Here is a 24568-nt window from a genome sequence, read left to right on the forward strand (position 1 = left end):
CCCTGTCGCGTGCCATCGTGCATGCGTTCCGTGTGGACCGGCGCCGGCCCTAGCCGATGGCGCGCGGCCGTGCCGGATCGGCGATCCAGCCGCTCCAGGAGCCGGCATACACGCGCGCGCCGTGCAGGCCGGCATGCTCCAGCGCCAGCAGCAGATGGCAGGCGGTGACGCCCGATCCGCACATCAACACCACCTCGCGCGGATCGCGTCCCTGCAGCAACGGCTGCAGTTCCGCGCGCAGTTCCTGCGCCGGACGCAGGCGGCCATCGCGCAGGTTCTGCGCCAGCGGCCGGTTGAGCGCGCCGGGCACATGCCCGGGCAGCGGGTCGATCGGCTCCACCTCGCCACGGAAGCGCTCGCCGGGGCGCGCATCCAGCAACCAGCCCGGCGCCTCGTGCAGGCGTGCGGCGACCTCCTCGGCGGAGACGACGCGCGCCGCATCGAAGACCTGCGGATACGGCGGCAGCGGCGACGGCGCGGAGGCCGCGTCGGTTTCCGGCAGGCCGAGCCGGCGCCATTCGGCCAGGCCGCCGTCGAGCACGGCAACCCGGCGATGGCCGAGCAGGCCCAGCATCCACCACAATCGCGCCGCGGCCATGCTGCCGTCGCCGGCGTCGTACACCACCACCTGGTGCTGCGGACCGATGCCCCACTGCCCCAGGGTGCGCGCGAACGCCGCGTCGTCCGGCAACGGATGCCGGCCCAGGCCGGGACGGCCGAGATCGGACAGATCCGCGTTCAGATCGGCGTAGACCGCGCCGGGCAGGTGCGATTGCGCATAGGCCGCGCGCGCGGCCGCCGCAGCGGCGGGATCGAGCAGCGCCGCCGGCACGAACCGCGCATCGACCAGGCGCAGCGCGGGATCGCCGAGCGCGGCGGCCAATGCTTGCGCCTCGACCAGGGTGTGCCATGCGGGGGACGTTGCGGTCATGCGGCTTGCTCCAGTCGGCGGCGCAGGTTGAGCAGGATCGCCGCGGTCGCGCCCCAGATCCGCTGGCCGGGCCAGCCGTACTCCAGCACGACGCGCGGGCGTCCACGGTAATCGGTTTCGATGCTGCGCAGGTTGTCCGGCGCCATCAGATAGGCCAGCGGCACCTCGAACACCTCCGCCACCTCGCCCGGATGCGGCTGCGGCACGAAGCGCGGATCGATCGCCGCGACCACCGGCATCACCCGGAAGCCGCTGATGGTGACGAACGGATCCAGGTAGCCCAAGGGCTCGGCCTGCGACGCCGCCAGCGCGATCTCCTCCTCGCTCTCGCGCAGCGCCGCGGCCACCACATCGGCGTCGCTGGCCTCGATGCGGCCGCCGGGAAAACTGACCTGGCCGCCGTGGTGACGCAGGCTGTCGGTGCGCCGGGTCAACAGCACATGGGTGCCGTCGGCGCGCGGCACCAGGCCGGCCAGCACCGCCGCTTCCACCGGCGCGCCGTCCGGCAACAGATCCTGCAACTCGTGGTGGTTCCAGCCCGGCCCCGCCGGCGGCTGCTGCAGCGGGTGCAGTGCGCGCAGCAGATGCGCACGTTCGGCCAGGCGCTGCCCCGGCGACGGCGACCAGCCGCGGCCCGGCAGCACCTCGTCCATGTAGCGGCGGCGTTCGGCGTCGCTCATGCCGCGCCAGCGTGCGATCTCGTCGCCGCTGCGCAGGCAGCCGGCGCAATAGCCCTGCGCATCGAGACGGCAGAGACCGATGCAGGGCGTGAGCAGGGCATGCGGAACGGGATCCATCGGATTCGACACCTTGCCAGCCTAGCGCGATTCGTCGGCGCCGTCGTTGCCTGCCCAAAAAAATTGCGCCGGCATCGCTGCCGGCGCAATCGTCGTGCACTGAACCAGCGTGCTTACTTGACGCTGACCAGCTTGATCTCGAACTGCACCGCCACGTTCGGCGGGAACGGCGTACGCGGGTCGGCACCGTAGGCCTTGTCCGGCGGCAGGGTCACTTCCCACTTGGAGCCGGCCGGCATCTGCAGCAGCGTGTCGCGCATGGCCTGCATCTCGACTTCGCTGACCTTGATCGCCGGGATCTGCTGCGCCGGACGCGCCTGCGCCGGACGCTGGCCGAACGGGTACGGACCGGCCACTTCCAGCTGCACGGTGCTGGCCTGGGTCGGCTTGGCACCCTTGCCGGCCTCGATCACGCGGTACTGCACGCCGCTGGGCAGGGTCTGCACGCCAGCCTTGGCCTTGTTCTGGGCCATGAACTGGTCGCTCTTGGTCTTGTTCTCGGCAGCGGCCTTCTCGTAGTCGGCCTTGGCCTGCTGGGCGCGGGCCTGCTCGCGCTTCTGGAACGCTTCAACCGCCGGCTTCAGCTGGTCGGCGCTGACCGCCGGCTGCTTCTTGGCGTAGGCGTCCTGCAAGCCCTTCACCACCGCATTGATATCGAGCTGCTCGCCGCGGCCGGTGAGTTCGGCAAGGTTGTTGCCGTAGTCGTAGCCGAAGTAATAGCTCAGCTTGCCCTTCTCGGACGAGGTGTCCTGGGCGAACGCATTGCCGCTCAGGGCGAGGGCCGCGACAGCGACCGCAATAGAACGCAACTTCATCAAACAATTCTCCAGGGTGGTGGCACAGGGCGGCCCGTGCCGCCTGAGATGACGCGTTAGGATAGCCGCCGCGGCGCGTAACCGCTACCGACGACGCTGCTCTGACTGGTGCGGCCCGCCCAGAGTTCCCATTACCTTTTTTTAACAACCAGGAATGCACATGTCCGGCACGCCGGTCCTCGCCGATACCCAGGGTGCGATCCGCATCCTCACCGTGAATCGAGCCGACAAGCTCAACGCCTTGAATCGCCAGGTTTTGCAGGCGCTGGATGCGGCCTTCGCCGCGGCCGCGGACGACCCGCAGATCCGCGTGGTGGTGCTGACCGGCGCCGGCGAGAAAGCCTTCGTGGCCGGCGCCGACATCGCCGAGATGAACGAACTGACACCGGTGCAGGGCCGCGATTTCTCGCAACTGGGCCAGCGCCTGATGCGCCGGATCGAGCGCATGCCCAAGCCGGTGCTGGCGATGGTCAACGGTTTCGCCCTCGGCGGCGGGCTGGAACTGGCGATGGCCTGCCACCTGCGCGTGGCCGCCGAAGGCGCGCGCCTGGGCCAGCCGGAGATCAATCTCGGGCTGATTCCCGGCTTCGGCGGCACCCAGCGCCTGCTGCGGCTGGTCGGCCGCGCCGCGGCGCTGGAACTGTGCCTGCTCGGCGTGCCGATCGACGCGGCGCGCGCACTGCAATTGGGCCTGGTCAACCGCGTGGTCGCCGCCGGCGAACTGCAGGCGACCACGCTGAAATTGGCGCAGCAACTGGCCGATGCCGCGCCACTGGCGCTGCGCGGCATCCTCGACGCGATCCAGATCGGTGGCGAAAGCGCGATCGAACAGGGGCTGGAATACGAGACCGCGCAGTTCGGCCTGCTGTTCTCCAGCGAGGACATGCGCGAAGGCACCCGCGCCTTCCTGGAGCGGCGCCCGCCGCAGTTCCGCAACCGCTGAGCCCGCACACGATGTCGCACGCCCCCGCTCCCGCCACGCCGCTGCAGTTGCTGCGCTGGATCCTGGACGACGATCTGGATGCCGCGATCGACGGCGGCCTGATGGACTACCGCGGCACCGATCCGGAGGACGATCGCCTGGACCCGGCGCATCCGCAGTTGCGCGCGCAGGTGCTGGCCGCGCAGCAGCGCCTGCGCGATGCGTGGGACGCGCGTGCGCGCTACCGGGCGCGCAGCGCGCGCTTGGAACGCCGTGCCAATGCGCGCCAGGCGCGACGTGCGGCAGCGACACCGATCGCCTCGACGTCGACCACGGCCACACCGAGCGCGCCGGCCCTGCCGGCGGCCGCCGCGGCGATCCTGGCCCGCGCCAAGGCCAAGGCCGCGCAGCGAGGCGGCCAATGAGCGCGACCGCGAGCACGGGCGCAAGCACGCCTGCACGGCGCGGACGCCTGCTGAGCAAGGACGAGATCCACGAGCTGTTCTCGCGCCTGTCCGAACTCAACCCCAGCCCGACCACCGAGCTGGAATACGACAGCCCGTTCGAACTGCTGATCGCGGTGATCCTCTCGGCGCAGGCCACCGACGTCGGCGTCAACAAGGCCACGCGGCGCCTGTATCCGGTGGCGAACACGCCGGCCGCGATCCTGGCGCTGGGCGAGGACGGCCTGAAGCGCTACATCTCCACCATCGGCCTGTTCAACGCCAAGGCCAAGAACGTCATCGCCACCTGCCGCATCCTGGTCGAGCAGCACGGCGGCGAGGTGCCCCGCTCGCGCGCCGCGCTGGAAGCGCTGCCCGGGGTCGGCCGCAAGACCGCCAACGTGGTGCTCAACACCGCCTTCGGCGAACCGACCATGGCGGTGGACACGCACATCTTCCGCGTCGCCAACCGCACCGGGCTGGCCCCGGGCAAGGACGTGCGCGCAGTCGAAGATTCGCTGCTCAAGCGGGTGCCGCCGCAGTTCCTGCACGACGCGCACCACTGGCTGATCCTGCACGGCCGCTACGTGTGCAAGGCGCGCAAGCCCGACTGTCCGCAGTGCGCGATCCGCGACCTGTGCCGGTACAAGGACAAGACGCCGGGTTGAGCGGCCTGTCGCAACGCAGGCTGGTACACCACCAGGATGTCGGCTTCGGCAACTTGCGCGGCGCATGTCGTCCGCCGCTGCGCCCGTCGCGGTTGAAACCGCTCCTACAGTTCTCCACGAGAGGCCACCTGGCCGCTGTAGCAGCGACTATCGTCCACGGTCGTCGACGCGAACCGTGAAAGGCGCCCCGGCCCGCGCCCCATCGCGCGCCGCGGCGATCGCGCCGTAAAAAAGAAAGGCGGCGCAATGCGCCGCCTTTCGTCCCACGTGCGGGAATCTCCGCGAATCAGAACGACAGGTCACCCCAGACGCCGAATTCCTTGGTTTCCACGTCGGTCTTCTTGCTGGCGTTGTCCTGGTGCGTGTACTTGTACACGGTGGCCAGCTTCAGGTTCTTCAGCACCGGGAACTCGACGCCGACGTTCCAGTACTTGTCGGCCAGGGTCGGGTCGATGGTCTTGCTCAGGTCGGTCTTGTCGTAGCGGGCGAAGGCGTTGATGCCGCCGTCGGTCAGCGCCACGCTGCCCCACACCGACCAGCCGCTGGACTTGTCGGTGGCCGGGGTCAGCACGTTGTTGAGGTTCTTGGCCTGGAAGTACTCGCCGCCCAGACGGAAGTTGGAATCGGCGTAGGCGACCATCGCATCGGCGCGGGTGTAGTCGTGCTGCGCGTCGAGGATGTCGGTTTCCTTGCCCAGCTTGCCCGAGTAGGCGCCGACGGCGATGGCCAGGTTCTGCATCGGCATGTAGGCGACGCGGCCTTCCACGTCCATGCCCTTGCCGCGGGTCGGGTTCTTGTAGCCGGCGCCGTTGACCACCGACATCGCGTAGTTGACCTGCGAGCCCAGGTCGCCGAAGGCGTGCAGGCCCCAGTCGGAGGAGTTGGCGTACTTCAGGCGGTCGGTCAGGGTGTTCTCGACGTAGCGGTAGCCGTAGAACTTCTCGACGAACGGCACCCACGGCATGTCGGCGGCACCGATGCGCAGGGCGAAGGCGTCGTCGAACTTGCCCTGCACGTAGGCCTTCTTGACGAACAGCTGAGTGTTGGACAGCACCGAGCTGTACTGGAAGTCGGTGGTCAGGTTGGCCGACCAGATCTCGTTGAAGCTGTGGTCGACGGTCAGGTAGAAGCGCTTGACGTCCAGACCGGTGCCGCTGGCGGCGGTCTTGGCGCCGCCGCTGGTGCGGTCGATGTTGGTCAGGTCGAAGAACATGCGGCCGCCGATCTTGTTGTCGTTGACCAGCTTGGCGAGCTTGTCGACCTTGGCGGCGCTGGCCTGCGCCGTTTCGGTCGCCTGGGCCTGCACGACATTCACTTCCGACTGCGCGTCGGACTGCGCCTGCAGGGCTTCCGACTGCGCCTGCAGCTGCTGGACCTGGGTCTGCAGCGCTTCGATCTGGGCCTGCAGCTGCTGCAGCTGGGCAGCGCTGACGGCGGGCGGGTTGCTGCTGGCCTTGGCCTTCGCCGCGAACGCCTGCGGCGCCGACGCGAGGCCGAGGCTGGCGAGGATCGCCGTGGCGAGAAGATGGGAACGCATTAGAATCTCTCCGATGGGTGGTGGCAGGGTGGTATGGGTGCGGTGCGGCCCCAGTGCGATGGCCCGACCATTTGTAAAGATTCCGTCAAAGACATGACGGTTTTGAGTCAGCTTCGTTTCGAAACGAAGGCAACCCCGTCCGGGAAGGCTGTCACCGGACTGACATCTGATTTTCTTCAGACGTTCATGAAAAAGTCTTGGAATGCAGCCGATGCCGGCCGGGGTGCCGGCATTCCACCTATTTCAGGAGTTCTCCCGATGCGTTCCCTCAAGCTCCGACTGCTGGCAGCCGCCGCGGTCGCTACGTTTTCGCTCGCGGCGCAAGCCACCGATGTCACTGGCGCAGGCTCCAGCTTCGTCTACCCGGTGCTGTCGAAGTGGTCGGCTGCCTATGCTGAGAAAAGCGGCAACCGCGTCAACTACCAGTCGATCGGTTCCGGCGGCGGCATCGCGCAGATCCAGGCGGCCACGGTCGATTTCGGCGCCTCCGACAAGCCGCTGAGCGGCGCGGATCTGGAAAAGTTCGGCCTGGGCCAGTTCCCGGTCGTGATCGGCGGCATCGTGCCGGTGTTCAACGTGGCGGGCGTGGCCCCGGGTGCGATGAAGCTCGACGGCACCGTGCTGGCCAACATCTTCCTCGGCAAGATCACCAAGTGGAACGACCCGGCGATCGCCGCGCTGAACCCGGGCCTGACCCTGCCCGACCTGAAGATCACCATCGTGCACCGCTCCGACGGTTCGGGCACCAGCTTCAATTTCACCAACTACCTGTCCAAGGTTAGCCCGGAGTGGAAGAGCAAGGTCGGTGAAGGCACCGCCGTGCAGTGGCCGGCCGGCATCGGCGGCAAGGGCAACGAAGGCGTGGCCGCCTACGTCAAGCAGATCCGCGGCGGCATCGGCTACGTCGAGTACGCCTACGCGCTGCAGAACAAGCTCAGCTACGCCGGCATGAAGAACGCCGCCGGCCGTTTCGTGATGCCGGACGACAAGACCTTCTCCGCTGCCGCCGCCACCGCGGACTGGAAGTCGGCCAAGGACTTCAACCTGATCATGACCAACGCACCGGGCCAGGACGCGTGGCCGATCACCGCCACCACCTGGGCCATCATGTACAAGAAGGCCAAGAAGCCGGCGTCGTCGAAGGCCGCGCTGGACTTCTTCAAGTGGTCGTTCGAGCAGGGCCAGCCGCAGGCCAAGGCGCTGGACTACGTGCCGCTGCCGGAGCCGCTGGTCAAGCAGATCGAAGCCTACTGGGCGCAGAACATGAAGTAAGCCGGCGCCTCGCCCGTCCGGCGCTCGCGCGCCGGCACGGCGATGTCCCGAAGGCGCGGACCGCAGGGTCCGCGTCTTTTTTTGTCCCCGCTGGCGGAGCCGTGCGCAGGCCCAGCGGGGGCACGCCGCCCTGCCCTGCCACGGTTCCGGAAGGCGGCGCGAGCGCCGCATCCGGTGATGGCGTCCGCCAACCAGTCCGCAAGTCATCTCGCTGTAACAAAAATATCATTTCATAGCGAGCATCCGCCGGATGTCCCGGCGCTCTTCGCTACGGAGTGACCCCCATGAAACTGCAGCCGGCGCGCATTGCCGTCCTGTCCCTCGCCCTGGCCTTCGCCGTCACCGCCTGCCAGCCCGGCAACGGCGACAAGCAGGGTGCCGCCGATGCGGCAGGCGGGACGCCCGCTGCCGCGCCGGCCGCCGGCGCCAAGACCGCGGCGGAGATTTCCGGCGCCGGTGCTTCCTTCATCTACCCGCTGATCTCCAAGTGGTCGGCCGACTACAACGCGGCCACCGGCAACAAGATCAACTACCAGTCGATCGGTTCCGGCGGCGGCATCGCCCAGATCAAGGCCGGCACGGTCGATTTCGGCTCTTCCGACAAGCCGCTGGACAGCGCCGAGCTGGCCGCTGCCGGTCTCGGCCAGTTCCCCTCGGCGATTGGGGGGGTGGTGCCGGTGGTCAACCTGGACGGCATGGACGCGGGCAAGCTGCGGCTGACCGGCCCGGTGCTGGCGGACATCTTCCTGGGCAAGATCAGCAAGTGGAACGACCCGGCGCTGACCGCGCTGAACCCGGGCGTGACCCTGCCCGACACCAAGATCAACCTGGTGCACCGCTCCGACGGTTCGGGCACCAGCTTCAACTTCACCAACTACCTGTCCAAGGTCAGCCCGGAGTGGAAGGGCAAGGTCGGCGAAGGCACCTCGGTGCAGTGGCCGGGCGGCGTCGGCGGCAAGGGCAACGAAGGCGTGGCCTCGTACGTGCAGCAGATCAAGGGCTCGATCGGCTACGTCGAACTGGCCTACGCGCTGCAGAACAAGATGCCGTACGCGTCGATGCAGAACGCCGCCGGCAACTGGGTGCAGCCCAATGCCGAGAGCTTCGCCGCGGCCGCCGCGTCGGCCGACTGGGCCAACGCCAAGGACTTCAACCTGGTCATCACCAACGCCTCGGGCGCGCAGGCGTGGCCGATCACCGCCACCAACTTCATGCTGATGCACAAGCAGGCCAAGGACCCGGCGCGCAGCAAGGCGACCCTGGACTTCTTCAAGTGGGCCTTCGAGAAGGGCCAGCCGCAGGCCGACGCCCTGCACTACGTGCCGCTGCCGCCGGAACTGGTGCAGCAGATCGAGTCCTACTGGAGCAAGGAATTCAAGTAAGCGCCACCGCGGTGCGCACTGCGCGCAGCGCGGCGGCAACCGGCGACCGGCGGTGCAGTCCAGGCGCCGCCGGTCGCCGTCTCGGCAACTTGTGATCCGGACTTTCGGGTTCCCGCCTGTGCGGGAGCGATGCAACCACCCACCGCGCGCGGTCATCCCCGCCGCGGCCACGATCGGAGCGCGCAGGCGCGTGCTCCGGCGACGACCGAGCCCATGAACAGCACTGTCCTTCCCGAAGCGATGTCGGCGCCACGCGGACGCGACCTGCGTGACGCCCGCGCCGACCGATTGTTCCGCTGGATCCTCACCGCCACCGTCGTTTTGGTACTCGTGGCCCTCGGCAGCGCTGCGCTGTCGATGCTGTGGGGCGGCCGTCATGCCCTGCAGCTGCAGGGCATGAGCTTCTTCTACTCCAGCGAGTGGAACCCGGTCGAGAACAAGTACGGCGCACTGGCGCCGATCTACGGCACCCTGGTGACCGCCTTGATCGCGATGCTGATCGCGGTGCCGGTGAGCTTCGGCATCGCCTTCTTCCTGACCGAAGTGGCGCCACGCTGGCTGCGCGGCCCGGTCGGGACCGCGATCGAACTGCTGGCCGGCATCCCGTCGATCATCTACGGCATGTGGGGTCTGTTCGTGCTGATCCCGATCATGTCCGAGTACGTCACGCCCTGGCTCAACGACCACCTCGGCACGTTGCCGGTGATCGGCCCGATCTTCCAGGGACCCCCGATCGGCATCGGCCTGCTCACCGCCGGCTTCGTGCTGGCGATCATGGTGATTCCCTTCATCTCTTCGGTGATGCGCGAAGTGTTCCTGACCGTGCCGACCCGGCTCAAGGAGTCGGCCTACGCGCTCGGCTCCACGCGCTGGGAGGTGAGCTGGGACATCGTGCTGCCCTACACCCGCTCGGCGGTGATCGGCGGCATCTTCCTGGGCCTGGGCCGCGCGCTCGGCGAGACCATGGCGGTGGCCTTCGTGGTCGGCAACACGGTGCGCCTGTCGCCCTCGCTGCTGGAGCCGGGCACCACCATCGCCGCGCTGATCGCCAACGACTTCGGCGAGGCCACCGGCGATTACCGCTCGGCACTGCTGCTGCTGGGCTTCGTCCTGTTCCTGGTGACCTTCGTCGTGCTGGCGATCGCCCGCCTGATGCTGGCGCAACTGTCGCGCAAGGAGGGCAACTGAGATGGCCGCCGACATCGCACACCGCCTGTACAACCGCCGCCGCGTGGTCAACTTCGTGGCGCTCACCCTGTCCTGCCTGACCGCGCTGTTCGGGCTGGTGTTCCTGGCCTGGATCCTGTGGACCCTGCTGGCCAAGGGCATCTCCGGCATCAACCTGGACCTGTTCACGCGCATGACCCCGCCGCCCGGCGAGGACGGCGGCCTGGCCAACGCGTTCTTCGGCAGCGCGGTGATGTGCGGCCTGGCGCTGCTGATCGGCACGCCGCTGGGCGTGGCCGCCGGCACCTGGCTGGCCGAGTACGGCAACGCGCGCAAGACCGGCCAGGTGGTGCGCTTCGTCAACGACATCCTGCTGTCGGCGCCGTCGATCGTGCTCGGCCTGTTCGTCTACACCCTGTACGTGATGCAGACCGGCGGCAATTTCTCGGCGCTGGCCGGCGCGCTGTCGCTAGCCTTCATCGTGCTGCCGGTGGTGGTCCGCACCACCGACGAGATGCTGCGGCTGGTGCCGGCGCAGATGCGCGAGGCCGCGCTGTCGCTGGGCATCCCGCAATGGAAGGTGACCATCCAGGTGCTGTACCGCAGCGCCTCGGCCGGCATCGTCACCGGCGTGATGCTGGCGCTGGCGCGCATCAGCGGCGAGACCGCGCCGCTGCTGTTCACCTCCTTCGGCAACCTGTACTGGAACAACAACATCCTCAAGCCGATGGCCAGCGTGCCGGTGGTGATGAACAACTTCGCCGGCAGCCCCTACCCGACCTGGCAGCAACTGGCCTGGTCCGGCGCGCTGGTGCTCACCGTCTTCGTCCTGCTGGTCAGCCTCGGCGCGCGCGCCCTGCTGGTGCGCAACAAGATCTCCAACGATTGATTCCCCTATGGACCCGGCCATGAACGATCACCACAACGCCGCCCCGATGCACCGCATCGCCATGCCCAACGGGCACACCGCGCTGGCGCCGTCGCCGGTCAAGATCGCCGCGCGCGGCCTGGACTTCTACTACGACAAGTACCATGCGCTGAAGGGCATCAACCTGGAAGTGCCGGAGAAGCGCGTCACCGCACTGATCGGCCCCTCCGGCTGCGGCAAGTCCACCCTGCTGCGCATCTTCAACCGCATCTACGCGCTGTACCCGAAGCTGGAAGCGCGCGGCGAGGTGCTGCTGGACGGCGAGAACATCCTCTCGCCGAAGTACCCGATGAACCGCCTGCGCAGCAAGGTCGGCATGGTGTTCCAGAAGCCGGTGCCGTTCCCGATGACCATCTTCGAGAACGTCGCCTACGGCATCCGCCACCACGAGAAGCTGTCCAAGGCCGACATGGCCGACCGCGTCGAGCAGGCGCTGCGCCAGGGCGCGCTGTGGGACGAGGTCAAGGACAAGCTCGGGCAGAGCGCGCTGGGCCTGTCCGGCGGCCAGCAGCAGCGTCTGTGCATCGCCCGCGCGGTGGCGTTGCGTCCGGACGTGCTGCTGCTCGACGAGCCGACCTCGGCGCTGGACCCGATCTCGACCAGCCGCATCGAGCAGCTGGTGGAAGAGCTGAAGAACGACTACACCATCGTCATCGTCACCCACAACATGCAACAGGCCGCGCGCGTGTCCGACTACACCGCCTTCATGTACCTGGGCGACCTGATCGAGCACGACCGCACCGAAATCATCTTCTCGCAGCCGAACAAGCAGCAGACCGAAGACTACATCACCGGCCGTTTCGGCTGAGCCGCTGCGGCCGCCGCTGCCTCGACGCAGCGGCCGCGCCCGCCGCCCCACGGGCGGGCGCCCGGCGACGCCAGCACCGCACCGCCAGGCATGGCCGCGGCGACACCAACGCACCTATTGGACCTACGACATGAACACTCAGCCCAACGAGCACATCGTGAAGAGCTACGACGAAGAACAGCATCGCCTCGCCGCCGAGATCGTGCGCATGGGCGAAACCGCGGTGGCGCAGTTGGAAGCGGCGCTGGACGTGGTCGAACGCCGCGACGACAACGCCGCGCTGCGCATCGTCGTCAACGACGAAGCGATCGACGCGCTCGAGCACTCCATCAGCCACGACGTCATGCGCCTGGCGCTGCGCGGACCGATGGCGCGCGACCTGCGCGAGATCCTGGCCGGCCTGCGCATTCCCGCCGACGTCGAACGCATCGGCGACTACGCCGCCAACGTCGCCAAGCGCTCGATCGCGCTGAACATGTCGCCGCCGATGCCGCAGACCCTGGGCCTGCGCCAGCTCGGCAAGCTCGCCGCCGAACAGGTGCGCGCGGCGCTGGCCGCCTACCAGAACAACGACGCCGACGCCGCGCTGCTGGTGCGCCAGGGCGACGCGCAGCTCGATGCGCAGTACACCGCGCTGTTCCGCGAGCTGCTGACCTACATGATGGAAGACCCGCGCAACATCACCCCGTGCACGCATCTGCTGTTCATGGCCAAGAACCTGGAGCGGATCGGCGACCACGCCACCAACATCGCCGAGAACGTGTGGTTCCTGGTGCACGGCGACGAACCGCTGCCGCCGCGCGACAAGCGCGACGAGACCAGCTCCACCAGCGGCATCTGATCCCCGGCGTGCGGACCGGCCATGCGCCGTTCCGCCGCCGCTGGCGTCCCAAGGCTCCGTGCGCAACGGAGCCTTTTTTGTCGCCACGCACCGCCGCATGCAGCGCGGTGCGGCAGCGGGTAGGCTTGGCGCACTGCCGGCCACCCCGACCGGCCCCCGTCCATCGCCAGGAGCCTGCGCATGTCCACGTCGTCCCGTCCGTCCTCTGCCCTCGCCGGTGCGGTCCTGCTTGGCGGGATCGGCCTGTCCGCCTCCGCGCTGGCGATGACCGACCTCGCCCAGGGCTATGCGCTGGGCGCGCAGGCTGCCGTCACCCCGCCGCAAAGCACCGAGGCGAGCGCGCCGGCAACGCCGACGCCCGCGCCGACGGCGCACAACGGGCAGGCCGCCGACCCGGCCAAGGCCAGCGAAGGCGGCTGCGGTGCCAAGGCCGGCGACGGCAGTTGCGGCGCGCACGCCCCGGCGGCGCCGCCGGCCAAGCCCGCGGCGGCCGGGAGCGCCGCCACGCCCCAGGCCAAGCACGACGACAAGGCCATGGCCGAAGGCAAGTGCGGCGAGGGCAAATGCGGTGGCAGCCTCTGAACCACCCCCGTACGACGCCCGGCCGCTGGCCGCGGCCAGCGCCGGCCTCGGGCTGCGCCGTGGCCTGCTGCAGGACCTGCTGCAGGCGCAGGCGGACGCGTTCGACTTCCTCGAATGCGCGCCGGACAACTGGATCGGCGTCGGCGGCCGCCCCGGCGAATTGCTGCAGACGCTGAGCGCGCGGCATCCGCTCAGCTGCCACGGCCTGTCGCTGTCGCTGGGCGGCGTGGCGGCGCTGGACACCACCCTGCTGCAGCAGACCCGGCAGTTCCTCGACCGGCACCGGGTCGCGCTGTACAGCGAACACCTCAGCTACAGCGCCGACGACGGCCACCTCTACGAACTGCTGCCGCTGCCGTTCACCGACGAAGCGGTGCGCCACGTCGGCGCGCGCATCGCCCAGGTGCAGGACGCGCTGGGCCGCCGCATCGCGGTGGAAAACGTCTCCTACTATGCCGCGCCGGGCCAGGCGATGAGCGAAGCCGCATTCGTGACCGCGGTGCTGGCCGAGGCCGACTGCGACCTGCTGCTGGACGTCAACAACGTGCACGTCAACGCCAGCAACCACGGCGACGACGCGCTGGCCTTCCTCGCCGCCCTGCCGAGCGCACGCATCGCCTCGTACCACGTCGCCGGCCATCGTGACGATGCCGCCAGCGGACTGAAGATCGACACCCACGCCGCGCCGGTGGCCGACCCGGTGTGGGACCTGCTTGCCGCCGCCTACCGCCTGCACGGCGTGCGTCCCACCGTGCTCGAGCGCGACGGCCAGTTCCCGCCGTTGGGCGAGCTGCTCGACGAAGTGCAGTGCATCCGCGCCGCGCAGGCGCATGCGCCGTCGCCCGACGCATGAGCGAGACGCTGCGCGCGCAGCAGTTCGCGCTGACCCTGCATCTGCGCGATCCGCAGCGACACCCGCCGCCGGCCGACATCCCGCCGCAGCGCCTGGCGGTGTACCGCGCCCTGTTCTTCGACAATCTGGCGCAGCTGCTGAGCGGCCAGTTCCCGGTGCTGCGCGCCACCCTCGGCGACGCCGACTGGGAGGCGCTGCTGCGTGCGTTCTGCGCCGAACACCGCGCTCGCACGCCACTGTTCCCGCGCCTGGGCGAGGAACTGGTGGCGTTCCTGGCGCAGCGCGCACCCGATCCGCAGCATCCCTGGCTGGCCGAACTGGCGCACTACGAGACCGTGGAACTGCAGGTGCAGATCGACGATGCGGCGCTGCCGCCGCACGATCCGCGCGGCGACCTGCTCGACGGCATCCCGCTGCTGTCGCCGTGGCTGCGCCTGTTGCGCTACCGCTGGCCGGTGCAGCGCATCGGCCCGGCCTGGCAGCCGGACACGGCGCCGGCGCAGCCGACCTGTCTGCTGGCGCGGCGCGAGGCCGACGGCCAGGTGCGCTTCGCCGAACTGGCGCCGCTGGCCTACGCCGTGCTGGCGGCGCTGCAGCCAGGCACGCGCAGCGGACGCGCACTGCTGCTGGATCTGGCCGCCGCGCACGGCCTTGCGTCTGGCGCCCTGCTGGACGAGGGCGCGGCCCTGCTGGAACGGCTGCGCGCGCAGGGCAGCGTGCTCGGCACGCGTTTGCCGGAGTGACGCCGCGGCGGCCGGAGGCCGCGCTCTGCTAACCTTGGCGGATGAACGATTCGGTCGACAGTCCCTCGCAACCCCTGGTCATCACCCCGATGTCGCGGCGTTTCCGCGGCTACCTGCCCGTGGTGGTGGACGTGGAAACCGGCGGTTTCGACTGGAACAAGCATGCGCTGCTGGAGATCGCGGTGGTGCCGATCGAGATGGACGATTTCGGCCAGCTCTATCCCGGCGTCACCGCCAGCGCGCACGTGGTGCCGGCGCCCGGCACCCTGATCGATCCGAAGTCGCTGGAGGTCACCGGCATCGTCCTGGACCATCCGTTCCGCTTCGCCAAGCCCGAACGCGAGGCGCTGGACCATGTGTTCGCGCCGGTGCGCGCGGCGGTGAAGAAGTACGGGTGCCAGCGCGCCATCCTGGTCGGCCACAACGCCCATTTCGATCTCAACTTCCTCAACGCCACGGTCGCCCGCTGCGGCCACAAGCGCAATCCGTTCCACCCCTTCAGCGTGTTCGACACCGTCACCCTGGCCGGCATCGCCTACGGCCAGACCGTGCTGGCGCGCGCGGTGCAGGCCGCCGGCTTCGACTGGAACGCCGCCGACGCGCACAGCGCGGTCTACGACACCGAGCAGACCGCGCGCCTGTTCTGCAAGATCGCCAACGCCTGGCCGGCCCCGCCGGTCGGCGCAGCGCCATAGCCGCGGCATGGATCGCAAGGCACGCGCGCGCCGCCAGCCGCTCGCTTGACCCGCCACCTGCTGTTCGTCTGCAGCCGCAACCGGCTGCGCAGCCCCACCGCGGAACAGGTGTTCGCCACCTGGCCCGGCGTGGACACCGCCTCGGCCGGCGTCGACCACGACGCGGACACCCCAATCACCCCGGAACTGCTGGAGTGGGCGGACATCGTCTTCGTCATGGAACCGGCGCATCGCAACAAGCTGTCGCGCCGGTTCAAGCGCCATCTCGGCCGCGCACGCATCGTCTGCCTCGACATCCCCGACGACTACGGCTACATGGATCCGGCGCTGGTGCAGCTGCTGACCGCGAAGGTAGCGCGCTACCTGGCTGCGCGCTGATCCTGTGCTCGCCCGCCGCACCCAGCGCGCAGACGCCCCCCACGAACGATCACCCTTCCAGTGAACAAGACCGACGCCCTGACCTTCCTGCGCGCGCAGCAACCGCTGCCCGACGACGACCAGCTCACCCAGGACCTGATCGACGCCTATGACGCGGCGCGACGCCTATTCCTCGCCGCTCCGGACCACGCCGCGCTGCCGCTGTTCCTGCGCTCCTTCGGCAAGGGCGATGGCTGGGGTGTCTACCCGCTGGTCGAGGACGTGTTCCATGCCTGCGACCGCAGCGATACCGTCGCCGCGATCCGGGAGGCGCTGGAAGATCCCACGCTCCCTGGCGGTAGCCGCTACTGGGTTACGCAGTTGGCCGCCGCCTTTGCGGATCCGACCTTGCGCGCGGGGCTGGCCCTGTCGTTGCGGTCGGAACGTCCAGACACCCGTGAGGCGGCGGAGATGGCGCTGGAGATGCTGGACCAACACGCCGCACGCTGAAACGCTCGCGTCTGCGATCACGCGACAAGGTAGAACGACAGCACTCGATCCACATGCCCGGACGCATGCACTCAGCCCACGCACACCCGATCGCGCCCCATGCCCTTGGCCCGGTACAGCGCGCCATCGGCGCGCTCCAGCCACTGGCTCGGCGTGTCGTCCGGGCGCAGCGCGACCAGGCCGGCGCTGAAGGTGACGCGCAGCGCCGGCGCCTCGGGCGCCCACTGCAGGCGTGCATGGAACAGGTCGCGCAGGCGCGTGGCCAGGCGCTCGGCGTCGGCCAGCGGCGTGTCGCCGAGCAGCACCGCGAACTCTTCGCCACCCAGGCGCGCCGGCAGGTCGGAGGCGCGGCAGGCGCTCAGCAGCAGTTGCCCGACTTCGCGCAGCACCGCATCGCCGGTGGCATGCGAGTAGCCGTCGTTGATCTGCTTGAAGCGGTCGATGTCCATCACCAACAGGCACAGCGGCGCGCCACTGCGCTGCGCGCGTTGCATGCTGTGCACCAGCACCTCGTCGAAGTGACGCCGGTTGGGCAACGCGGTCAGCGCATCCTCGTGCGCCAGGCGCTCGAACGCGGTGGCCTGGCGCTGCAGTTCCGCCAGCAACTGGCTCTTTTCGGCATCGGCCTGCAGCAGGCGCTCGGTCTGCAGCCGCAGCGCGCTGGTGCGCCGCGCCACCAGCCGCTCCAGGCGCAGGGCGCGACGCTTGTAGCGCGCGATCAGGTAGCGGTACAGCAGCACCAGCGCCAGCAGCATCGCCACCGCGGCCGCCGCATGGACGCTGTGCCGCTGCCACCACAGCGGCGCCACGCTGAAGCGCCACACGGCTTCGCGGGTGCTCCAGGCGCCGTCCGGATGCGCCGCGGCCACGTGCAGGGTGTAGTCGCCCGGCGGCAGCCCGATGAACTCCACGCTGCGCTGGTTGCCGCGATCGATCCAACCGGTGTCCAGGCCGTCGAGCCGGGTGCGGTAGCGGATGCGCTCAGGCAGCAGGTAGCTGAGGCCGACATAGGACACGGTGATGCGCTTGGCGCCGGGCAGTTGCGACGTGTTCTGCCACGGGAAGGGCTGGCCATCCAGCAACACGCTCTCGATCGCCGCCGGCGGCGGCAGGCGATCGCGGAAGCGCGCCAGGCGCCGCGGATCGACCATGCTGACGCCGCCGGCGGTGACCAGCCACACCGTGCCGTCGTGGCGCAGGATCATCGACGGCCCGGAGCTGCCATTGCCCTGGGCGTTGGACATGCCGTCGATCTCGTCGTAACGGCTCACCTGCAACCGCGCCTGGCGGCCGTCGGCGACCGCGTCCAGCGCCGCCGCGGTGGTCCGCAGCACGCCGCGGTTGCTGCTGATCCAGACGTTGCCGAGGCGGTCGCGGATCAGTTGGAACACCGTGTCCACCGGCATGCCCTGCTCCAGCCCCACCCGCGCCAGCTGGCCGTCGCGGTCGCGGTGCAGGCCGCGGTCGGTGGAAATCCACACATCGCGGCCCAGCGCCTGGAATCCGAACACGGTGCGCGCGCCGCCCAGCGGTTCCAGCGCCAGCTTCCGCACCCGGCCGTCACGCAGTACCGCCGCGCCTTCGACCGAGCCGATCCACAGTGCGCCGTCGACGCTGGCCAGGGCGGTGATCAGGCCGCGCGGCAAGCCGGGCACGTCCGGCACCGACAGCCGGTCGCCGTCGATGCGCATCACCCCGCTGCGCGTGCCGATCCAGACCGTCCCAGCGGCATCGACGCTGAGCGCACGCACCTGCCCGCTGGGCAAGCCCTCGTTGGTTCCGTAGTGGCGCACGACGCGGCCGTCGCGCAGGCGGAACACGCCGTCGGCGTAGGTGCCCATCCACAGGTCGCCGTCGCGGCCGCGCGCCAGGCTCAGGACCGATGGCGCGTCGCGCAGCGCAACCGGGGCGATGCGGCCATCCGGCGCCATCCGGTCCAGCCCGGCGGCGCTGCCGATCCACAGTGCGCCGTCCGGCGTCTCCAGCAGCGCGCGCACGTAGTCGCCGCTGAGTCCGTCGCGGCGGGTGTAGCCGGCGAACAGCGTCTCGCGCAGCCGGAACAAGCCGCCGTTGGCGCCGATCCAGATGCTGCCCTCGGCGTCCTGCAGCAGGCTGACGATGCGCCCGTTGGGCAGCACGTCGCCCGGCAGCATGCGCTCGATGCCGTGCACACTGATCCGCAGCAGTCCCTGGTTCTCGGTGCCCAGCCAGATCGCGCCATCGCGGTCGCGCAGCATCGAGGTGAAATGGCCGTAGCCCGGCAGGTGCTGCACCAGCACCGCCCGCTCGCCCTGCAGTCGGTACAGGTTTTCGCCGGCCACCAGCCACAGCGAGCCGTCCGGTGCCCGATACGGCCAGGCCAGCCCCGGCGGCAGGCCGAACGCGGCCGGCGCGCGCCGCAGCACGCCCTGCGGGTCGCGATACAGCAGGCCATCGAGACTGCCGATCCAGATCCGCCCCTGATCGTCGGCAGCCATGTGCGGGAAGCTCGCCGCCAACGGCAGGTCGCGCGGCGCCGGCTGGTAATCGAAGCGACCGTCCGGCCACAGGCAGCCCAGGCCGTTGCCTTCGAACAGCAGCCACATGCGGCCGTCGCGGTCCTGGGTCATGGCGTGGATCAGCGCATGCGGCCAGCCCGACGGCTGCCGCCAGAAGCGCCAGTTGCCGGCCGCATCGTGGCGGCCGAGATTGCCGCGCGAATCGCTCAGCCACAGCGCGCCGGCGCGGTCCACGTACAGCGAGCCCACGCCGTTGTCGGGCAGGCCCGGGCGGGTGCTGCGGTCGATGACGGCGAAGTCCAGGCCGTTGTAGCGCACCAGCCCTTCCCAGGTGGCGAACCACAGGCGGCCGTCCGGGGTCTGCGCCAGATCGCGCAGGGAGTTGTGCGGCAGGCCGTTGCGCGAGGTCCAGGAATCGATCGCGTAGTCGCGTAGCGGCGGCACCCCGTCTGCGCCACCATCGGCGGCCACGGCGCGCCAGGCCACGCCCAATGCCAGCAGCAAGAACAGCAGCACCGGCCACGCGCGCCCGCAGTCGCGTGCGAACGCCGTCTCCCCCCTCCCCCTGGCGACGTTCACTGTCCCGACCCGATCCGACGCAGGCGGGGCGCGACAGGACCCTGGCGCGGGGGTCCAGCGTCAAGGGGACGGGGGCGACACAGACTCATTACCGGAGCGGAACACGGGACGAGCGCCCATGGTAGGCAAAAAAGCGTCGCTGCGGGTGGAGGCGGTAACAGGCTGCGGGAAAAGGACGCGTGAAGATTGCGCGGCGGTTAAGCCGGAGCGGCCTTCGCAGAGCGCAGCAGCAACAACATTCCATCGCAGCACGCTCCCTTCTCCCATCGGGAGAAGGTGCCCCGCAGGGGCGGATGAGGGGACGGGCGAAGCCTGGGAAAACATCGATCGCAGCGGCGACAAGCGCGCGGGCGCAGCCTGGTGTCGTTCTGATGCGCGAAGGCTTCGCCCCGTACCCTCACCCCAACCCCTCTCCCGGGGGGAGAGGGGCTCCAGCCGCAGCGCGTTCCCTTCTCCCACCGGGAGAAGGTGCCCCGAAGGGGCGGATGAGGGTACGGGCGAAGCTTGGAAGACATCGATCGCAGCGGCGACAAGCGCGCGGGCGCAGCCTGGTGTCGTTCAGATGCGCGAAGGCTTCGCCCCGTGCCCTCATCCCAACCCCTCTCCCGGGGGAGAGTGGCTCCAGGCGCCACGCGCTCCCCTTCTCCCGCCGGGAGAAGGTGCCCCGAAGGGGCGGATGAGGGTACGGGCGAAGCCTGGGAAGACATCGATCGCGGCGGCTGGCAAGCGTGCGAGCGAAGCCTGGTGTCGTCCTGATGCGCGAAGGCTTCGCCCCGTACCCTCACCCCAACCCCTCTCCCGGGGGGAGAGGGGCTCCAGGCGCCACGCGCTCCCCTTCTCCCGCCGGGAGAAGGTGCCCCGAAGGGACGGATGAGGGTACGGGCGAAGCCTGGGGAAACGTCGATTGCAGCGGCGACAAGCGCGCGGGCGAAGCCTGGTGTCGTTCTGATGCGCGAAGGCTTCGCCCCGTACCCTCACCCCAACCCCTCTCCCGGGGGGAGAGGGGCTTTGCTTGCTCCAGGCATGAGGAGGCGCCGACGGCTTCACAACCGCGGCATCAATGCACCGGGCGCTCAGCCCAGGCGCTGTCGCACCGCCTCGAACAAGGTCACGCCGGCGGCGACCGAGACGTTGAGGCTCTCGATCTCGCCCGGCATCGGGATCCGCACCAGGCCATCGCAATGCTCGCGGGTCAGCCGGCGCAGGCCGTCGGACTCGCCGCCCAGCACCAGCGCCACGTTGCCGCGCAGGTCCTGCGCGTACAGCGAGGTCTCGGCCTCGCCGGCCAGGCCGTAGATCCACACGCCCTGCTTCTGCAGCTCGCGCAGGCAGCGCGCCAGGTTGGTCACCGCCACGATCGGCAGGCGGTCGGCGGCGCCGGCCGAGGTCTTGCGCACGGTGGCGTTGACCGGCGCCGATTTGTCCTTGGGAATCACCACCGCGGTCACCCCGGCCGCGGCGGCACTGCGCAGGCAGGCGCCGAGGTTGTGCGGATCCTGCACACCGTCCAGCACCAGCAGCAGCGCACGGCCCTCGGCGGCGCTGACCAGGCCTTCCAGCTCGCTCTCGGCCCAGGTCCGCGCCGCGGCATAACGCGCGGCCACGCCCTGGTGCCGCACCGAGCCGCCGACGCCGTCCAGCGCCTGCGTGTTCACCCGCCGCACGTCGATGCCCTTGCGCCGCGCGTTCTCCTCGATCTCCTGCAGACGCGGATTCTTGCTGCCCGCTTCCACCAGCACCTCGCGCACGTTGTCCGCGTCGTTCTCGATCGACGAGGCCACGGCATTGACGCCGACGATCCACTGGTTCTGCTTGCTCATGAGGCGGGACTACGCGTAAGGAAAGCGGGCATGGTAGGGGTTGTGGCCGCTGGCGTCATGCCTGGGGCTGGGATTGGGGATTCGGGATTGGAGATTGGTAGAAGCGGCTTGGCCGTGACGTCGCACTTTCCTGCGATGCCCGGGGCCTGCGTGTCGCGACAGCAAGACCAACGACGCAGCGCCATCCAGACAAGGCGCGGCGCAGCCTTGTGGGAGGGACTTCAGTCCCGACGCGATGACGTCGGGAACACCGGCCAGCTGCCTGGCGCGACCGATTCCCGAGGTCGCCAGCGATCTCCCGACAACGCGCCACGCGAGGTCGGCACTGTCAGTCACGGCTCAAGCCGGCCAGCGCTCGGTGTCGTGGTCCGGATGCTGGCGCGAGACGACATCGGCCAGGAACGGCGCGGCGACCAGATCGCCCTCGGTGCGGATCGCCGACAGGCGATGCAGGGCGTCGACGAATGGCAGCTTCGCTTCGATGCCGTACTGGATGGTCGGCGGCACGGCCTCCGGATGGTCGAAAGCGCCGGCGGCCACGGCGATGCCGTCCGGCGCTTCGTAGGTCAGCGGCGTGCCGCAGTCGGCGCAGAAGCCGCGCTGCACCAGATTGGACGAGGCGAAGCGCCTGGGCGCGCCGCGGGTCCAGGTCAGGTCCGCACCGCGGGTGGAGACCAGCGGCGCGTAGTAGGCGCCGAACGCCTTCTGGCACATCCGGCAATGGCAGATCGAGGCGTCGTGCAGCCGCCCGCGCACGCGGAAACGCACCGCACCGCACTGGCAACCGCCGCTGTACTCCTGCTCCATATCCGCTCTCCGCTGCGAACCGCATCGCGCAGGTGGCTCCCGCACGACGCACGGGAAGCGCGATCGCGGCGGCCGCCGTTCGGTCGCCGCGACGCTGCGCCGTCAGTACTTCTTTTTCTTGCGCTTGGCCGGCTGCCCACGCGGTGGCGGCGGCGGCAACTCGTCATGCGCCGACGAGCCTTCCTCGACCAGGCGAAAGTCGATCTTGCGCTCTTCCATGCTCGCCTTCAGCACCAGGATGCGCACGCGGTCGCCCAGGCGGAACTCGCGCCCGCGGCGCTCGCCGGTCAGGGTCTTGCGGGTCGCGTCGAAGTGGTAATAGTCCTGCGGCAACTGGGTCACGTGGATCAGGCCGTTGACCTTGGACTGGTCCAGTTCGACGAACAGGCCGAAGCTGGTGACGCCGCTGACCACGCCGTCGAACTGCCCGCCGACGTGCTTCTCCATCCACGCGGCGCGGTAGCGCTCGTCGACCTCGCGCTCGGCCTCGTCGGCGCGGCGCTCGCGCTCGGAGCACTGCAGCGCCAGCGCCGCCATCGCGCGCGGCGCGTACAGGTACTTGTCCGGCGCGCCGCGGGTCAGCGCGTACTTGATCGCGCGGTGCACCAGCAGGTCCGGATAGCGGCGGATCGGCGAGGTGAAGTGCGCGTACGCCTCCAGCGCCAGGCCGAAGTGGCCGGCGTTGTCGGGCGAGTACACCGCCATGCTCTGGCTGCGCAGCAGCACCGATTCCAGCAGCGCCGCGTCCGGGCGCTCGCGCACCTTCTTCAGCAGCTTGGTGTAGTCGCCCGGCACCACCTTGCTCCACGCCGGCAGGCTCAGCTTGAACTCCTTGAGGAACTCCAGCAGGTCGGCGTACTTGGATTCCGGCGGGCGCTCGTGCACGCGGAACGGCGCCGGAATGTGCGTTTCCAGCAGGTAGCGCGCCGCGGCCACGTTGGCGGCGATCATGCATTCCTCGATCAGCTTGTGCGCGTCGTTGCGCACCAGCATGCCGGCCTGGGTCACCTCGCCGGTGTTGTCGAGCACGAAGCGCACTTCCGCGGTCTCGAACTCGATCGCGCCGCGGCGCGCGCGCGCCTTGGCCAGGATCTGGTACAGCTGATGCAGCCGCTCCAGCTGCGGCAGCACCGCCGCCACGTCCTTGCGCACCTGCTCGTCTTTCTCGCCGACCGCCTGCCACACCTGTTCGTAGGTGAGCCGCGCGTGCGAGTTCATCACCGCCTCGTAGAAGCGCGCACCGGCCACCTCGCCCTGGCGGTCGATCTGCATGTCGCAGACGAAGCACATGCGGTCGACCTTGGGGTTGAGCGAGCAGATGCCGTTGGACAGCGTCTCCGGCAGCATCGGCACCACGAAACCGGGGAAATATACCGAGGTCGCGCGCTTGACCGCCTCGGTGTCCAGCGGCGTGCCCGGACGCACGTAGTGCGACACGTCGGCGATCGCCACCACCAGGCGGAACCCGTCGGCGTTGGACTCGCAGAACACCGCGTCGTCGAAGTCCTTGGCGTCGGCGCCGTCGATGGTCACCAGCGGCGTCTGCCGCAGGTCCACGCGGCCCTTGATCGCCGCCGGCTCCACCGTCAGCGGCACCGCCGCGGCTTCGTCCAGCACCTCTTGCGGGAACTCGTAGGGCAGCTCGTGGCCGTGGATCGCCGCTTCCACCAGCAGCGACGGGGTCAGCTTGTCGCCCAGCACGGCGATGATCTTGCCGATCGGCGGGCGCCGCGCGTCCGGCGCGGAGGTGAGTTCGCACACCACCAGTTGCCCGTCGCGGGCCTCGCCGACGGCGTCGGCGGGGATCTGCACGTTGCGCTGGATGCGCTTGTCGTCGGGCACCACGAAGGCGATGCCGGCTTCCAGGCTGAAGCGGCCGATCATCCGAGTCAGGCCGCGCTCGAGCACGCGCGCGATGCTGCCTTCGCGGCGGCCGCGGCGGTCGATGCCGGTGACGTTGGCCAGCGCGCGGTCGCCATGCAGCACCTTGCGCATTTCGTACGGCGGCAGGAACAGGTCGTCGCCGCCCTCGTCCGGGCGCAGGAAGCCGAATCCGTCCGGATTGGCGATCACCACGCCGGGGATCAGGTTGGTCTGCTGCAGCGGCGCGTAGCCGCCGCGGCGGTTCTGCACGACCTGGGCCTCGCGCAGCATCGCACCCAGGCGCTTGCTCAGCGCTTCCTTGCGGGTCGGCTCGGTCAGACCGAGCTGTTCGGCCAGTTCGTCCAGGGTCTGCGGACCGTCGCAGCGTTCGAGCAGTTGCAGGATCGCCTCGCGGCTGGCGATCGGCTGCGCATAGCGCTCGGCCTCGCGCGCGGCATACGGATCCTGGATCGGCGCGGCAGTGTCGGGCGCGGCCGCCGGCGGTGGCGACGGAGGGTGCAGCGGTTGCAGCGGCGGCTTGGGGCCACGGCGCAGGAAGCTGGGCATCCAGGCGGGCAGACGCGATTTCTTCGGCGTATCGGAGGTGGGCGCGTCGCCGGACGCGGATTTGCCGGGCTTGCCGGACTTGCTTTTGCGAGTTGTCATCCGCGCATGGTACTCCCATGCAGGTGGCGTCACCCGAACCGGGCGGCGCGCTGCGGCGAACGTGCGCCCCAGAAACGACGAAGC

23 protein-coding genes are annotated in these 24568 nt (G+C 69.7%); 15 read left to right on the forward strand and 8 right to left on the reverse strand.

What is annotated here, in order from left to right; translation table 11 throughout:
• Positions 1-49: 49 nt before the first annotated feature.
• From SLW52_RS17385 to SLW52_RS17395, 3 genes are all read right to left on the reverse strand, one after another.
• Positions 50-931 (reverse strand): sulfurtransferase, encoded by an 882-nt coding sequence (locus tag SLW52_RS17385; RefSeq protein ID WP_320740827.1) that lies wholly within the window; start codon positions 929-931, stop codon positions 50-52.
• On the reverse strand, positions 928-1728 hold the full coding sequence (locus tag SLW52_RS17390) for a DUF1289 domain-containing protein (RefSeq protein WP_267092512.1): 801 nt from the start codon (positions 1726-1728) through the stop codon (positions 928-930). The genes SLW52_RS17385 and SLW52_RS17390 overlap by 4 nt, the downstream gene beginning before the upstream one ends.
• A gap of 113 nt (positions 1729-1841) precedes the next feature.
• Entirely contained in the window at positions 1842-2543 is a 702-nt protein-coding gene (locus tag SLW52_RS17395) for an FKBP-type peptidyl-prolyl cis-trans isomerase (RefSeq protein WP_242159305.1), read from the reverse strand.
• 160 nt (positions 2544-2703) lie between these two features.
• Between SLW52_RS17395 and SLW52_RS17400 the strand changes: the two genes are divergently transcribed.
• Genes SLW52_RS17400 through nth form a run of 3 tightly spaced genes read left to right on the forward strand, consistent with a single transcriptional unit; the run spans position 2704 to position 4576 of the window.
• Positions 2704-3486 carry an enoyl-CoA hydratase-related protein gene (locus tag SLW52_RS17400; RefSeq protein ID WP_043095165.1) on the forward strand — a complete coding sequence of 261 codons (783 nt, stop codon included), beginning with the start codon at positions 2704-2706 and terminating at the stop codon, positions 3484-3486.
• Between the two features lie 11 nt (positions 3487-3497).
• Positions 3498-3890, forward strand: coding sequence for a hypothetical protein (locus SLW52_RS17405; protein ID WP_320740828.1), 393 nt, complete (start codon positions 3498-3500; stop codon positions 3888-3890).
• Positions 3887-4576, forward strand: coding sequence for an endonuclease III (gene nth, locus SLW52_RS17410; protein ID WP_150409158.1), 690 nt, complete (start codon positions 3887-3889; stop codon positions 4574-4576). Before SLW52_RS17405 ends, nth begins: the two co-directional genes overlap by 4 nt.
• 286 nt (positions 4577-4862) lie before the next feature.
• Here nth and SLW52_RS17415 read toward each other — a convergent pair whose 3' ends face one another.
• Positions 4863-6113 (reverse strand): porin, encoded by a 1251-nt coding sequence (locus SLW52_RS17415; RefSeq protein ID WP_320740829.1) that lies wholly within the window; start codon positions 6111-6113, stop codon positions 4863-4865.
• A gap of 258 nt (positions 6114-6371) precedes the next feature.
• Between SLW52_RS17415 and pstS (SLW52_RS17420) the strand changes: the two genes are divergently transcribed.
• The 12 genes from pstS (SLW52_RS17420) (at position 6372) to SLW52_RS17475 (ending at position 16251) form a co-directional block, all read left to right on the forward strand.
• Complete coding sequence (pstS, locus tag SLW52_RS17420; RefSeq protein ID WP_017910159.1) at positions 6372-7385, forward strand: phosphate ABC transporter substrate-binding protein PstS; 1014 nt, start codon at positions 6372-6374, stop codon at positions 7383-7385.
• 284 nt (positions 7386-7669) lie between these two features.
• The gene (pstS, locus tag SLW52_RS17425) at positions 7670-8767 is read left to right on the forward strand and encodes a phosphate ABC transporter substrate-binding protein PstS (protein WP_148828066.1); all 1098 of its coding nucleotides are present in this window, start codon (positions 7670-7672) and stop codon (positions 8765-8767) included.
• Between the two features lie 213 nt (positions 8768-8980).
• Positions 8981-9955, forward strand: coding sequence for a phosphate ABC transporter permease subunit PstC (gene pstC / locus SLW52_RS17430; protein WP_026143658.1), 975 nt, complete (start codon positions 8981-8983; stop codon positions 9953-9955).
• A gap of 1 nt (position 9956) precedes the next feature.
• Positions 9957-10823 (forward strand): phosphate ABC transporter permease PstA, encoded by an 867-nt coding sequence (gene pstA / locus SLW52_RS17435; protein WP_017910162.1) that lies wholly within the window; start codon positions 9957-9959, stop codon positions 10821-10823.
• A 19-nt stretch (positions 10824-10842) separates the two neighbouring features.
• Complete coding sequence (gene pstB, locus SLW52_RS17440) at positions 10843-11670, forward strand: phosphate ABC transporter ATP-binding protein PstB (RefSeq protein WP_010343978.1); 828 nt, start codon at positions 10843-10845, stop codon at positions 11668-11670.
• 130 nt (positions 11671-11800) lie between these two features.
• Positions 11801-12511: a phosphate signaling complex protein PhoU gene (gene phoU, locus SLW52_RS17445; protein WP_017914020.1), complete on the forward strand. Its 711-nt coding sequence runs from the start codon at positions 11801-11803 to the stop codon at positions 12509-12511.
• Positions 12512-12691: 180 nt separating this feature from the next.
• Positions 12692-13093, forward strand: a complete 402-nt coding sequence (locus tag SLW52_RS17450) for a hypothetical protein (RefSeq protein WP_152247534.1) — start codon at positions 12692-12694, stop codon at positions 13091-13093.
• The gene (locus SLW52_RS17455) at positions 13080-13946 is read left to right on the forward strand and encodes a DUF692 domain-containing protein (protein WP_267113874.1); all 867 of its coding nucleotides are present in this window, start codon (positions 13080-13082) and stop codon (positions 13944-13946) included. The genes SLW52_RS17450 and SLW52_RS17455 overlap by 14 nt, the downstream gene beginning before the upstream one ends.
• Positions 13943-14689 carry a putative DNA-binding domain-containing protein gene (locus tag SLW52_RS17460; protein ID WP_267113873.1) on the forward strand — a complete coding sequence of 249 codons (747 nt, stop codon included), beginning with the start codon at positions 13943-13945 and terminating at the stop codon, positions 14687-14689. The genes SLW52_RS17455 and SLW52_RS17460 overlap by 4 nt, the downstream gene beginning before the upstream one ends.
• A gap of 41 nt (positions 14690-14730) precedes the next feature.
• The gene (rnt, locus tag SLW52_RS17465; RefSeq protein WP_017911007.1) at positions 14731-15384 is read left to right on the forward strand and encodes a ribonuclease T; all 654 of its coding nucleotides are present in this window, start codon (positions 14731-14733) and stop codon (positions 15382-15384) included.
• A 45-nt stretch (positions 15385-15429) separates the two neighbouring features.
• Positions 15430-15762 carry a low molecular weight protein tyrosine phosphatase family protein gene (locus tag SLW52_RS17470; protein ID WP_320740830.1) on the forward strand — a complete coding sequence of 111 codons (333 nt, stop codon included), beginning with the start codon at positions 15430-15432 and terminating at the stop codon, positions 15760-15762.
• A gap of 60 nt (positions 15763-15822) precedes the next feature.
• A complete protein-coding gene (locus tag SLW52_RS17475) occupies positions 15823-16251 on the forward strand; it encodes a hypothetical protein (protein ID WP_320740831.1) in 429 nt (142 codons plus the stop codon).
• A gap of 71 nt (positions 16252-16322) precedes the next feature.
• Here SLW52_RS17475 and SLW52_RS17480 read toward each other — a convergent pair whose 3' ends face one another.
• The 4 genes from SLW52_RS17480 to rnr all read right to left on the reverse strand — a co-directional run bounded on the left by SLW52_RS17480 (position 16323) and on the right by rnr (position 24484).
• The gene (locus SLW52_RS17480; RefSeq protein ID WP_320740894.1) at positions 16323-19235 is read right to left on the reverse strand and encodes a diguanylate cyclase; all 2913 of its coding nucleotides are present in this window, start codon (positions 19233-19235) and stop codon (positions 16323-16325) included.
• 1166 nt (positions 19236-20401) lie between these two features.
• Positions 20402-21148 (reverse strand): 23S rRNA (guanosine(2251)-2'-O)-methyltransferase RlmB, encoded by a 747-nt coding sequence (gene rlmB, locus SLW52_RS17485; RefSeq protein WP_017913459.1) that lies wholly within the window; start codon positions 21146-21148, stop codon positions 20402-20404.
• Positions 21149-21487: 339 nt separating this feature from the next.
• A complete protein-coding gene (locus SLW52_RS17490) occupies positions 21488-21955 on the reverse strand; it encodes a GFA family protein (RefSeq protein WP_320740832.1) in 468 nt (155 codons plus the stop codon).
• 102 nt (positions 21956-22057) lie between these two features.
• Positions 22058-24484: a ribonuclease R gene (rnr, locus tag SLW52_RS17495; protein WP_320740833.1), complete on the reverse strand. Its 2427-nt coding sequence runs from the start codon at positions 24482-24484 to the stop codon at positions 22058-22060.
• Between the last annotated feature and the right edge of the window lie 84 nt (positions 24485-24568).

The sequence above is a fragment of the Xanthomonas sp. LF02-5 genome (assembly GCF_034105325.1).
Taxonomy (GTDB): domain Bacteria; phylum Pseudomonadota; class Gammaproteobacteria; order Xanthomonadales; family Xanthomonadaceae; genus Xanthomonas_A; species Xanthomonas_A sontii.

Bases quoted from the DNA above. Each gene is read 5' to 3' on its own strand.
- phoU (WP_017914020.1), top strand. From the start codon at position 11,801: ATGAACACTCAGCCCAACGAGCACATCGTGAAGAGCTACGACGAAGAA.
- rnr (WP_320740833.1), bottom strand. From the start codon at position 24,484: ATGACAACTCGCAAAAGCAAGTCCGGCAAGCCCGGCAAATCCGCGTCC.
- pstA (WP_017910162.1), top strand. From the start codon at position 9,957: ATGGCCGCCGACATCGCACACCGCCTGTACAACCGCCGCCGCGTGGTC.
- SLW52_RS17400 (WP_043095165.1), top strand. From the start codon at position 2,704: ATGTCCGGCACGCCGGTCCTCGCCGATACCCAGGGTGCGATCCGCATC.
- SLW52_RS17450 (WP_152247534.1), top strand. From the start codon at position 12,692: ATGTCCACGTCGTCCCGTCCGTCCTCTGCCCTCGCCGGTGCGGTCCTG.
- SLW52_RS17460 (WP_267113873.1), top strand. From the start codon at position 13,943: ATGAGCGAGACGCTGCGCGCGCAGCAGTTCGCGCTGACCCTGCATCTG.
- pstS (WP_017910159.1), top strand. From the start codon at position 6,372: ATGCGTTCCCTCAAGCTCCGACTGCTGGCAGCCGCCGCGGTCGCTACG.
- pstC (WP_026143658.1), top strand. From the start codon at position 8,981: ATGAACAGCACTGTCCTTCCCGAAGCGATGTCGGCGCCACGCGGACGC.
- rlmB (WP_017913459.1), bottom strand. From the start codon at position 21,148: ATGAGCAAGCAGAACCAGTGGATCGTCGGCGTCAATGCCGTGGCCTCG.
- pstB (WP_010343978.1), top strand. From the start codon at position 10,843: ATGAACGATCACCACAACGCCGCCCCGATGCACCGCATCGCCATGCCC.
- pstS (WP_148828066.1), top strand. From the start codon at position 7,670: ATGAAACTGCAGCCGGCGCGCATTGCCGTCCTGTCCCTCGCCCTGGCC.
- SLW52_RS17395 (WP_242159305.1), bottom strand. From the start codon at position 2,543: ATGAAGTTGCGTTCTATTGCGGTCGCTGTCGCGGCCCTCGCCCTGAGC.
- SLW52_RS17405 (WP_320740828.1), top strand. From the start codon at position 3,498: ATGTCGCACGCCCCCGCTCCCGCCACGCCGCTGCAGTTGCTGCGCTGG.
- SLW52_RS17490 (WP_320740832.1), bottom strand. From the start codon at position 21,955: ATGGAGCAGGAGTACAGCGGCGGTTGCCAGTGCGGTGCGGTGCGTTTC.
- rnt (WP_017911007.1), top strand. From the start codon at position 14,731: ATGAACGATTCGGTCGACAGTCCCTCGCAACCCCTGGTCATCACCCCG.
- nth (WP_150409158.1), top strand. From the start codon at position 3,887: ATGAGCGCGACCGCGAGCACGGGCGCAAGCACGCCTGCACGGCGCGGA.
- SLW52_RS17390 (WP_267092512.1), bottom strand. From the start codon at position 1,728: ATGGATCCCGTTCCGCATGCCCTGCTCACGCCCTGCATCGGTCTCTGC.
- SLW52_RS17385 (WP_320740827.1), bottom strand. From the start codon at position 931: ATGACCGCAACGTCCCCCGCATGGCACACCCTGGTCGAGGCGCAAGCA.
- SLW52_RS17415 (WP_320740829.1), bottom strand. From the start codon at position 6,113: ATGCGTTCCCATCTTCTCGCCACGGCGATCCTCGCCAGCCTCGGCCTC.